Origin of the sequence: Bacteroides sp. BFG-606 (genome assembly GCF_024788145.1) — a bacterium.
Lineage (GTDB): Bacteria > Bacteroidota > Bacteroidia > Bacteroidales > Bacteroidaceae > Bacteroides > Bacteroides vicugnae.
The window spans coordinates 3,919,549-3,932,097 of record NZ_JANUIL010000001.1 but is presented as its reverse complement, the minus strand read 5'-3'; the positions used below and the strand labels follow the sequence as shown (position 1 = coordinate 3,932,097).

Sequence of the window (12,549 nt, the reverse complement as noted above, 5' to 3'; positions counted from 1 at the left end):
TTACAGAGCGGATTTTTTTATTTGTTTGGGATGAAAATGCAAACATCTGGCATCATTAGACAAACCGATTCTACTCTGTTTCCATACATTTGCAATGTTGTTCTACTTAATATAATCATATGGAAACAAAGATTAAAAACTACTTGTTGGTCTTCGGACTTGGAATCATCACACTTACCAGTTGTAATCACTCTAAAGAGCAAGATATCGTTGCTTCTAACTTCGCATTTGCCGAACAGCAATTAAAATACGCACTGACTCAAATAGACGAGGCACGTGCCAATGAATCACAAGAGAGTAGAGAAAAGAGAGAAAACAAAGGCTGGGGGAATTAACCAATCCCCGCAGTATCAAACCGGACGGTTCACTGGAACTGGTTGTTTCTAAAGACTGGACCAGTGGATTCTTCCCCGGTGAGCTTTGGTATCTATATGAGTACACGCACAATCCATATTGGAAAGAGCAGGCGCAGAAACATACAGAAATTCTGGAACGCGAAAAAAATAACGGAAAAACACACGACATGGGCTTCAAGATGTATTGCAGCTATGGAAACGGTTATCGTCTGACCGGAGATTCCACTTATAAAGATATTCTGTTGCAATCCGCACGCACCCTGATTACCCGTTACAAACCGGTAATCGGCTGTATCCGTTCCTGGGACCACCATGCAGACAAATGGCAATTCCCCGTTATCATCGATAATATGCTGAATCTTGAACTTCTGTTCTGGGCATTCCGCGAAACAAACGACTCCACCTATTATAATATAGCAGTCAACCATGCACTCACTACCATGAAGAATCACTTCCGTGAAGACAACAGCTGCTATCATGTAGTAGATTACGATACCATCAACGGAACGGTACGCAGCAAAATGACGCATCAGGGATATTCCGACGAATCGGCATGGGCACGCGGACAAGCATGGGCCTTATACGGATATACCATGTGTTATCGTGAAACCGGCAGACCCGAATTCCTGCAACAGGCGGAAAAAGTAGAGAAATACATCTTCAGTAATCCGACCCTGCCGGCAGACCTGATTCCTTATTGGGACTTCAACGCACCCGGAATACCGAACGAACCCCGTGACGCATCCGCTGCATCCTGTATGGCATCCGCTCTTTATGAACTAAGCACATACGTTCCCGAAAAGAAAGAACAATACAAGCAGGAAGCCGATAAGATTCTCCAGAATCTGACGCATAGCTATCGTGCGCAACTGAACGGGGATAAAGGATTCTTGTTGCTGCACAGCACAGGTTCCAAACCACACGACAGCGAAATAGATGTCCCGCTTTCATACGCCGACTATTATTTCCTGGAAGCCTTGCTCCGCAAAGCTAAATTGGAAAAGGAAGAAAGTCTTTTCTAAATCTTCCGGCAACTCTCACGATCACATCACTTTACTATTTATCCTTATTAGTACATTACTAATTATGAAAAGATTATCTTCCATATTCATCCTGTTCATTCTGCTGATACTCCCGTTAAATGCCATGATTCCGACTCAACAAAGAATCCGGCAGACAGACTCATGGGAATACCTGAAAGGTGACTTGGGAAGCATTTGGGAAGCAATACGTCCCGCCGACCCCGGTTCTTCCGAAGCAGTGCCTATCTGGCAACAGGTTACCTTGCCCCACTGTTTCAATGCAGAAGATGCAGTAGACCCGGATATCAATTATTATCAGGGCGCAGGATGGTATCGCACGCAGCTTTCTATCAAGAATCCATATCTCAATGGACGCATCCTGCTGGAGTTTGAGGGAGCAGGACAAAAAACGGAAGTGTATGTCTATACATATAAAGTAGCCAGTCACACAGGAGGCTACGACGGTTGGAGTGTCGATATCACCGAAGCCGTTCAGCAAGCCCTTGCCAACCCGGATTGCGCAAAACGCTTCAATGGCAGAATTCCATTATCCGTTCGTTGCGATAATACCAGAGATACGGAGATGATTCCGTCCGACCTGTCGGATTTCAACTTATACGGTGGTCTTTACCGCTACGTGAATCTGATTTACCAGCCCGAAGTGTCCTTCAGTAATATACAGATAAAAACCCCTGTAGAGAAAGATATGAAAAGCGCTTCTCTAAAGATACAAGGAACATTTCATAACCCGAATGATATTCACCAGGCAAGCATTCACCTTTTATTAAAGGCACCTAATGGAGAAAAGGTATGGGAACAGACAACAACGATTCTTCCGTTGGGAACAAATCCTCTGTTCGAAACAACGATTAAGAATCCGATTCTGTGGAGTCCCGACCAGCCTCAACTCTATACCTGCGAACTGACATTGACTACTCCTCAAAGCAAACAGACTATTACAGAATCCGTCGGATTCCGTCACTTTGAATTCATTGAAAACGGACCTTTCCGGTTGAACGGAGAACGTCTGCTGTTAAGAGGAACCCATCGGCATGATGACCATGCCGGAGTAAGTGCCGCTATGACAGAAGAACAAATGGAAGCGGAAATGAAACTGATTAAAGAGATGGGAGTCAACTTTATCCGTTTGGGACATTACCAACAATCGGACATCATTCTCCGTTTATGCGATCAGTTAGGCATTTTGGTATGGGAAGAAATCCCCTGGTGCAGAGGTGGACTGGGAGGAGAGAAATATCAGGCACAAGCCCGCCGGATGCTGACCAACATGATTACCCAGCACCACAATCATCCCTCCGTCATCCTTTGGGGATTGGGAAATGAAAATGACTGGCCCAATGATTTCTCAACATTCGAACAATCGGCCATCCGTGCTTTCATGAAAGAGTTGAATGACTTGTCACACCAACTCGATCCGTCACGTATGACTTCCATCCGCAGATGTGATTTCTGCAATGATATTGTAGATGTCTACTCTCCCTCCATTTGGGCAGGCTGGTATCGCGGACAATTCACAGACTACAAGAGCATTTCGGAGAACGAGATGAAACGGGTGAAACATTTCCTGCACGTAGAATGGGGAGGTGACTCACATGCCGGACGTCATTCCGAATATCCTTTCAACCCGCTACAGGCAATTACGAGTGGAAACAGTGCCGACGAACGGGCAGGCGACTTCGCCCTGCAAGGCGGAGATCCCCGTGCTTCCAGAGATGGCGACTGGTCGGAAACATACATCGTAAAACTATTCGACTGGCACTTGAAAGAGCAAGAAACAATGCCTTGGCTGACAGGAACCGCCTTTTGGGTATTCAAAGATTTCTCCACCCCTCTCCGCCCCGATAATCCGGTGCCATACGTCAATCAGAAAGGAGTGGTAGAACGGGATCTCACTAAAAAAGAGGCCTACTACGTCTTCCAGTCTTACTGGACTAAACAGCCTATGATTCATATTTACGGTCATAACTGGCGGACTCGATGGGGCAAAGTGAACGAAGAAAAAGAGATTCTGGTATATTCCAACTGTGCAGCAGTAGAACTGTTCGTGAACGGCGTCAGTCAGGGAGTCAAGCAACGCAACAGCCAGGACTTTCCGGCAGCGGGACTTCACTGGAACTGCCTACTGAAAGCAGGAGAAAATAACATAAAAGCGGTCGCTGTGAAAGGCCCTGGTAAAGGTAACATGAAAGCAGCCATTACGGATGAAATAAGTTTCAACTACCAGACAGAAGAATGGGGCAATCCGAAACAACTGAAGTTGAAGACATACCCCGATAAAGGTTCTATCGTATGGGTGGAAGCCCAGCTGACTGACGACAAAGGGATCCCCTGCCTGGATGCTGCAAATGTAATCTCATTTGAAGCTGCGGGCGACGGAAAACTGATTCAGAACTTAGGAACATCCACCGGTTCCCGAAAAGTACAAGCTTATAATGGCAGAGCTGCGATTCGCGTTGACTTGAACGGCACATGCCAGATAGCCGTAAAATCACCGGGCATTCAAACTGCTTTCATCGAAGTGAAAGCTGAATAGCAGTGAAAGCTGAATAAGAAAAGGAGAAAAGTACCATGAGAAAGACAATAGTTTCAATAGGTTTCATTATATTCTTTGGCACTGCTACGGCAGTTGCCGGAGAAAACACAGCCGAACAGATCCGTCACCTTTTAGAAAAAGAAACGATACAACGGGCAGATGCCGCGCTTCATGAGAAACCGGTCACAGTGACCGCTACCCGCGCGACAAGAAGTGCCGGAGGTATCCATGACTTCTATTCGGAGGGTGACTACTGGTGGCCGAATCCGGAAGCTCCCGACGGTCCTTATATCCGCCGGGACGGAGAAACCAACCCGGAGAATTTCACAGCACACCGGCAGGCCATGATTCGCATGAGCCAACTGGTAGGCGACCTTACTTCCGCCTGGATACTTACGGGTAAACAAGTATATTCCGATGCAGCCATGCAACATATCCGGGCATGGTTTATCACCCCGGATACACAGATGAATCCCAATCTGCTGTATGCACAGGCCATCAAGGGAGTAGCGACAGGACGAGGAATAGGAATTATCGATACGATTCACCTGATCGAAGTAGTGCAGTCGCTCCGGCTTATGGAAGCGAAAGGGATAATTGACAAGGAAGAACTGGGGACTATCAAACAATGGTTCTCCGATTATCTGACCTGGATGTCCACACACCGTTACGGAATCAAAGAAATGGAAGCGAAAAACAATCATGGTACCTGCTGGGTCATGCAAGTCGCTGCCTTTGCGTTGTTCACGGACAACCGGGAAATGATTCGTTTTTGCACGGAACGCTATAAAACAGTACTTTTACCTAATCAAATGGCTGCAGACGGCAGTTTCCCTTTAGAACTGGAACGCACCAAGCCCTATGGTTATTCTCTTTTCAACCTTGACGCAATGGCCACTATCTGCCAACTGCTCACTACCGAAGAAAAAAACATATGGAACTATACCACACCGGATGGCAAAAACATCGATAAGGGTATCGCCTGGCTTTATCCATACGTAAAAGACAAAAGTAGCTGGAAGAGACAACCCGACATCATGTTCTGGGAAGAATGGCCGGTGGCGCAACCGTTCCTGTTATTCGGCACATTACATCATTTCAACAAAGAATATTTCAAAACATGGATGCAACTGGAGCATTTCCCCACCAACGAAGAGGTGGTACGTAATCTTCCCATCCGTCACCCGTTATTATGGATTCAATAAACTAGAAAATCAATAGAATATGAAAAACTTATTAGTATGCACATTATTGTTCGCCTCTGCTTTCACACTGAACGCACAGGTAGCCAACACCCGCATCTATGCTGCGGAAAAATTAGCTAAAGTAAAAGAAAAAGCCGATTCACCTCTATATGCCCCTGCCGTCAAAACTCTTTTAAGAGATGCCGACAAGGCTTTGAAGATGACTCCGCCGTCCGTAATGGATAAAACGATGACAGCAGATAGCGGAGACAAACACGACTATATGAGCATGGGGCCTTATTGGTGGCCGGACCCATCCAAACCGGACGGTTTGCCCTATATCCGTAAAGACGGACTAAGAAATCCGGAATTGGATAAGCTCGACCGCAACAAACTGGGAGATATGTCGAAAGCAGTCACCACACTGGGACTTGCCTATTACTTCTCCGGTGATGAGAAATATGCGCAAAAAGCCGTAGACTTCCTGAATGTCTGGTTTCTGGATGCCAAGACAAAGATGAATCCGAACCTCACTTACGGACAAACCATCCCCGGAAAGAATAAAGGCATGGGACGTGGCGCAGGTATGATTGATATTTACTCATTCACAGAAATGATTGACGCCATGACATTGATGGAGAACTCGAAAGCATTTACTCCCAAAGTAAAGAAAGGGATGAAAGAATGGTTCACGCAACTAGTGGAATGGATGCAGACCAGTCCCGTAGCTGCCGAAGAACAGAGAGCAAAGAACAATCACGGTCTGGCTTATGACGTGCAACTGACAGCTTATGCTCTATATACAGGCAATCAAGATCTTGCAATGAAAACCATTCAGGAATTTCCCGAAAAGCGTTTGTTCGCGCAGATAGAACCGGACGGCAAGCAACCGTTGGAACTTGCACGCACCACCGCCCTAGGATATACCATCTTCAATCTGGGACATATGCTCGATATGTGTTCGATCGCCTCCACTTTGGGACAGGATATTTACACCGCCACCAGTCCGGACGGACGTTCCATTACGGCAGCACTGAAATTTCTGATTCCATATATCGGCAAACCACAGAGCGAATGGCCTTACCAACAAATCAAGGAATGGGACAAGAAACAGGAAGAAGCTTGCTGGATTCTTCGCCGTGCCTCCTTCTTTGATCCGAAAGCCGGATATGAAGCCATCGGCACTCAATTCCGCAAGACACCTGCCAACAAAAGAATTCATTTAATCTATAGTTTAGAATAAGAAACACTTAAAATACTAATCAGATGAAGAACAAATTTATTCATTACCCTTTGGTAATGGCATTGATGCTGTTATTCTGTGTTCCGTGCGTTACCGTCACTTATGCACAGTCGTTTACCGTCACCGGAACAGTGACCGACAGTCAGGGTGGAATCCCCGGAGCGAATGTGAAAGTAAAAGGTGGTACCGCAGGTACAATCACCAACATGGACGGTCAGTTTACGTTGAGTGTCCCCTCCTCCAAGTCTATCCTGGTGGTTTCATACATCGGATACATCCCACAGGAAGTTGCCATCAACGGTAAAAACAAATTGGATATTCACCTGCTGGAAGATACCAAGACACTGGATGAAGTGGTAGTCGTAGGTTATGGTGTGCAGAAAAAGTCCCACTTGACGGGATCTGTGTCCAAGATGGATATCAACAACCTGACAGATATTCCCGTGACCCAAGTAGACCAGTTATTACAAGGTAAAATTGCCGGTGTCAATATCCAGAACTCTACTTCCGAAGCGGGAGCCGCCCCACAAATCCGTGTGCGTGGTATGGGTTCTATCAGTGCCGACAGTTCTCCGTTGATTGTCATCGACGGCTACCCCACACCGGACGGTCTTTCCACACTCGATATGGCGGATATTTCTTCCATCGAAGTATTGAAAGATGCCGCTTCGGCAGCCATCTACGGTTCACGTGCCGCCAATGGCGTTATTTTGGTTACTACCAAGACAGGAAAAGCCAGTAAACCAAAATACAGCGTGAAAGCCTCCACTGGTTTGAAATGGGCTTATAAGTTACATCCCATCATGAGTTCACAGGATTATTGCAGCATGATCGGATATGAATCGGTATTGAAAAATAAAACAATGTCACAGACAGAGGAGGCTTTCGGCCTCATTGATAACTACACCGACTGGCAGAAAGAGGGATTGAACAGCAGTCCGCAGATTCACCAGGTGCAGCTCTCCGTATCGGGTGGCAAGAATGACATCACTTATTATATTTCGGGCAACTATGCACAGGAAGACGGTATCATGCTCAACAGCAACTATACCCGCCTGAACCTGCGTTCACGCATCACTGCCAAACTATCCAAGCGGGTAGACTTCAGCTTGAATCTGGCACCGTCGTACACCAAGACAGAAACTCCTGCCACCAACTTCATGGATTTCTATCGTACGCCCTCTTTCATGCCTGTACGCCATACAGCCGCCACCTCCGCACTGACCGGCAAACCTATCGGTTCGTATGCACGAGGCAGCGACTTCAGCAATGTTACTTATACCCGTGAAGACGGAACCACTTTCACCCCGACCAGCAGTCCTTTCGGTTCGAGCAACAACAATCCGCGTTCACTGATGGATACGGAAGAACGTTTCCGCGAGGATTACAACCTGCAGGCGAATGCCTCTTTCAATGTCCAACTGATGAAAGGACTGGTATTCACCACTTCCAACGGTTTCTTTATCAAGTATCGCCAGAACAATCAATATCGCGATTATGCAGCGAAGAAAGATGAAGAATCAGCTATGGGTACTTATACCAACCGTCTGTATATCGACTTATTGAGCGAGAACACGTTGAACTATACCGGAAAGACAGGGAAACATGACTACTCCGTACTGGCCGGCTACACAGCGCAGACTACTTCTGAAAGAACTGCCGGTATCGTCGGACTGGGCTTCCCCACCGACTATATCCATACATTGAATGCCGCAACATCTTTCGACCTTGACGGAACTTACACCCAGAAATACCGTACGGCAATGATGTCCCTATTGGCACGTGCCACATACAGTTATGATGAGAAATACCTGTTCTCTGCCAGTATCCGTACAGACGGAAGTTCTCTCTTCGCCGACGGGCATCAATGGGGCTACTTCCCCTCGGTATCTGTGGGATGGCGTGCTTCGGAAGAGTCTTTCCTGAAACAATTCGGTTGGCTGAACCTGCTGAAAGTCCGTGCCAGTTTCGGTGTGACGGGTAATAACAGTATTCCCGCCAATTCATTCTATGACCTGCTCTATCCCAACAACTATGCATTGGGAGAGGGAAACGGCAACCTGATCTCCGGACTCGCCAAAACTAGCGAAACCAAAGGTAACAACCGCATCACCTGGGAACAGACTTACGAATACAACGCCGGATTTGACTTGAGCATCCTGAACAACCGCATCAACCTGACAGTGGACGGATACTACTCCATCACCAAACAGTTATTATTCAAACAGCCGGTTCTTTCTTTCACCGGATTCAATAACTACTGGAATAATATCGGACGCATCCGCAACAGTGGTATTGAGATAGAACTGAACACTCATAATATCCGCACCAAGAATTTTGAATGGGAAAGCTCATTCAATATCTCTTCCAACTTCAACAAGTTACTGGAACTTTCGGGAGAAGAACGACTGATCTCTACGGGTGAACGTAACGAAACATATCTGGCACAGGTAGGCAAGAGAGCCATTTCTTTCTTCGGCTACAAGACAGACGGCATTTACAAAAGTCAGGAAGAGGTGGACGCTGTTCCCCACTTGGCCAGCGCCGTACCGGGCAGTCTCCGGATTGTAGATATCAACGATGACGGAGTGATTAATGACAAAGACCGTACAGAAATAGGCAACCCATTCCCGACAGCAACATGGGGATTCACCAATACACTGACCTGGAAAGGATTCGACCTTTACGTCATGATTCAGGGAGTTCACGGACTGGATGTATTCAACGGTGACGGTTACTTTACCGAAACCAAGAAGTTCAACCGCAACTACGTGAAAAACCGCTGGATCAGCGCAGACTACCCGGGTGACGGAAAAACTCCCTCTTTCGCAGCAAACGGCGGTGTCGCCTGGGAATTTACGGATTACCTGATCGAAGACGGCTCGTATGTGGCATTGCGCAACGTGACTTTAGGTTATAAGTTCAATAAGAAGCAATTGAAAAAGATCGGAATCAACTCACTCCGTCTCTATGCTTCAGGACAGAACCTGTTCTATATCTGGTCCAAGGACTACCGTGGTATTAATCCGGAAGCACGCAAGACGAGTGGTTCTTACAGTTCTCCCCTTATCAACGGTTACCAGTCCGGAGGTTTCCCCCTGCAATCGACAGTCACTTTCGGATTCGAACTTAATTTCTAACTCCTTAAAGACAAATAACAATGAAACTAAAACATACATTCATCGGTATTCTCTCGACCTGTGCGTTGGGACTCGCCTCCTGCGACTTGAACATCATGCCAGATTCTTACATAGCCGATATCAACTTCTATAAGAATGAAGCGGAAGTGAATACTGCTATCATCGGCTGTTACGGAGGTATGCACAATCCGTTAAATATAGAATGGGCGCTGACGGAACTCCGCTCGGACAATACCCGCATGAACAGCACCCGTTCCAGTAATGACGCATTCATGCAACTGCTGGCACTGGACCTCGGAACAATGGACGCCAGCAACCCGAATATCCGTACTTACTGGGAGGCTACTTATCAGAACATCAATAACTGTAACTCGATACTGGTTCCCGAAGTGTTGAACGTAGTGGAGGACGAAAAGAAGCGTGCACAATTCGAGGGTGAAGCACTCTTTATCCGTGCTTATCATTACTTCAATCTGGTGCGTCTTTTCGGTCCCACCTTTCTGGTGACGGAAGAGATCAGTATGGAAGAATCATTAAGAAAAAACCGCAGTTCGGTACAGGCTACCTACTCACAAATCATCGACGACCTGAAACGTTCTGTCACGGACTTGCAGGATGTTACGTATAGTTCCAATGACTTGGGACGCGCCACGGTACTGGCGGCCAAGTCACTACTGGCAAAGGTTTATCTTACCCTCGGACAGTATGAAGATGCCAAACCGTTACTAAGCGATGTAGTGACTGTTAAAGGCGAAACGCTGAATGTCAAATATGCCGATGTGTTCGACACGACCAAAGAAATGAACGATGACATTATCTTCACTGTACGCTACAAAAGCGGCAGTCTGGGTATCGGTTCTCCGTTTGCCAATACATTTGCACCGCAGAACAGTGGCGCGAATGTAATCACCGGTAGCGGTGACGGTAAGAATTACCCGACGAAAGAAATATCCGCTGCTTACAGTAAAGAGGATTTAAGAAAGGACGTCAGCATGGCAGACAGTTATTATGATAAGAGCAAAGAGATGGAAGCACAGGTTGCTTATGTCAAGAAGTTCCTTTCAGAAGTATCTGTACGATACGATGCTGAAAATGACTGGCCCATTATCCGTTACGCAGATGTGCTGCTGATGTATGCGGAAGTATTGAACGAAGTAGACGGTCCTTCTGCCGGATTGAAATACCTGAATCTGGTACGTGAACGTGCCGGACTAAGCAAAATCGAGAGTAACGCTGTGAGTACCCGTAACGTATTCCGTACCTATCTTGAGAAAGAACGTCGTTTGGAACTGGCTTTCGAAAATCAACGCTGGTTCGACCTCTTGCGTTGGGGCAAGGCCATAGAGGTGGTCAACAAGCATATTCAGGAAACGGAATGGGATTTCTATGCTGGCTATACCCAACAGATCAACAAGTTGCAGGATTACCAATTGATACTGCCGATTCCACAAAGCGTGATCGACAACAATCCGGGCGTCATCACACAGAACCCTAACTATTAATACTAAAAGACACTGAATCATGAAAAATAAATTCTATAGCCTATTCATCTTCTTCGTTCTCACTGCGCTGGCAGGTTGCAACGAAAAAGAATCGACTGATGTCACCGAACAGGGTGATCCTCAAATTATAGAGTTCACCCCGACGAGCGGTAAGTTCGGACAGGAAATCACTGTCAAAGGAGAATTCCTGCGCGATATACAAAAAGCAACGATTGGTGGCGTAGAAGCTACGATACGCTATAAGCTCTCTCAACAGGAGATTGTTATTGTAGTTCCCGCCAATGCCGGAAACGGGAAAATCGTTCTTAGTACGAAAGAAAAAAAGACGGAAAGTGAGCAGTCATTTACGATTGTATATCCGGTTCCCCAAGTGAAGAATGTTCCTGCCGGGGCGCACGTGGGAGATCAGATTGAAATACAAGGTGAGAATCTGGACATCGTGTCTAAAGTTTGTTTCGGCGATAAAGAGGCTTCCATCTCCTATCAGTCCGAAAGAGAAATTGTAGCAACCATTCCTTTCGTCATCACGGATGCCGCTCCTATCTCCCTCTATTATCTTGACTCTACAGGAGAGCAGTTCACTCAACCGGAGGGTCCTGCTTTTGAGATCATCAAAGATATTCCGACCATTGACGCAATGGCAGAACGGGTGACCGAGGGAAGTCTGATTACCCTCAACGGAACTTTCCTGAATCTGATTGAAAGCATCCATTTCGGGGATGAAGTGAAAGTGACTAACTTCGTTGAGAAAACTGCCAACAGCATTGTATTCCGTGTTCCGGAATTGCCGGAGAGTGCTACTGTGGACGTTCTGGCCAAATATTATGAGGGAACAGGCAGTCTGACGCTACGGAATGACTGTTATGTATTTATTCCGAGAGTATTCAGCTATCCGAATCTGAAGATGGGTGCACACCGCAATGAAGATTTTGGTAATATGATTAACGGAACTACCGGACAGGTTTCCACCACTTGTATCCTGAAAGATGTTGATTCCCGTGCCCTGATTGATTTTGCAGCGGTACACAACAGTAATAATGACTTTGCATTGAACGGTCCGCAGAACATAAAGGCTAATTTGAGAAATTACTGGTGTAACGGTACTCCATTACCTCCATTGAAGAGTTCTTCTACGGAAGCCGAAGTCAACGAAAACTTTGGTGAGTTTACTTCTACTGTCACCAAACTTCTTGTACTTCAGGAAAGCAAAGGATATGGCGAACTGATTAGAAACATTAAAGAAGGAAACATCGAAGAAATATCTCCTACCGACGAGATTACCAAAGCATTATTCAATATTGATATGGATGCGGAAGGCTCCAACTCGGTACGCAGCCGTCAGAAAGCGGAAGCGGAGGATAAGGAAGCATCGAATATATACAAGGCAGGCAGTGTCGTTGTGTTCAAGAACCTGAAGAAGAATAAATTCGGTATTATGATTATCCGTTCTGTCAATGTAGACTTTGACGCTGTTAAGGCGACGAATGATGCCAATGCAACGATTACTTTCGACCTGTATTACCAACGTTACTAAAAAAGACGAAAGAC

At 46.3% G+C, this 12,549-nt stretch carries 6 protein-coding genes and 1 pseudogene; all 7 read left to right on the top strand.

Going from position 1 to position 12,549, the window contains the following annotated elements; translation table 11 throughout:
• The first annotated feature begins 119 nt into the window (after positions 1-119).
• The 7 genes and pseudogenes from NXV01_RS14610 to NXV01_RS14580 all read left to right on the top strand — a co-directional run bounded on the left by NXV01_RS14610 (position 120) and on the right by NXV01_RS14580 (position 12,535).
• Positions 120-1,378: pseudogene (locus NXV01_RS14610) on the top strand (glycoside hydrolase family 88 protein).
• A 64-nt stretch (positions 1,379-1,442) separates the two neighbouring features.
• A complete protein-coding gene (locus NXV01_RS14605; protein WP_259022747.1) occupies positions 1,443-3,932 on the top strand; it encodes a glycoside hydrolase family 2 TIM barrel-domain containing protein in 2,490 nt (829 codons plus the stop codon).
• A 35-nt stretch (positions 3,933-3,967) separates the two neighbouring features.
• Complete coding sequence (locus tag NXV01_RS14600; RefSeq protein WP_148366217.1) at positions 3,968-5,137, top strand: alginate lyase family protein; 1,170 nt, start codon at positions 3,968-3,970, stop codon at positions 5,135-5,137.
• Between the two features lie 19 nt (positions 5,138-5,156).
• Positions 5,157-6,359, top strand: a complete 1,203-nt coding sequence (locus NXV01_RS14595; protein ID WP_074637162.1) for an alginate lyase family protein — start codon at positions 5,157-5,159, stop codon at positions 6,357-6,359.
• 23 nt (positions 6,360-6,382) lie between these two features.
• Positions 6,383-9,499 (top strand): TonB-dependent receptor, encoded by a 3,117-nt coding sequence (locus tag NXV01_RS14590; protein WP_229128568.1) that lies wholly within the window; start codon positions 6,383-6,385, stop codon positions 9,497-9,499.
• A gap of 20 nt (positions 9,500-9,519) precedes the next feature.
• A complete protein-coding gene (locus tag NXV01_RS14585) occupies positions 9,520-11,001 on the top strand; it encodes a RagB/SusD family nutrient uptake outer membrane protein (RefSeq protein WP_259022745.1) in 1,482 nt (493 codons plus the stop codon).
• Between the two features lie 19 nt (positions 11,002-11,020).
• On the top strand, positions 11,021-12,535 hold the full coding sequence (locus NXV01_RS14580; protein WP_234131978.1) for an IPT/TIG domain-containing protein: 1,515 nt from the start codon (positions 11,021-11,023) through the stop codon (positions 12,533-12,535).
• Positions 12,536-12,549: the final 14 nt, after the last annotated feature.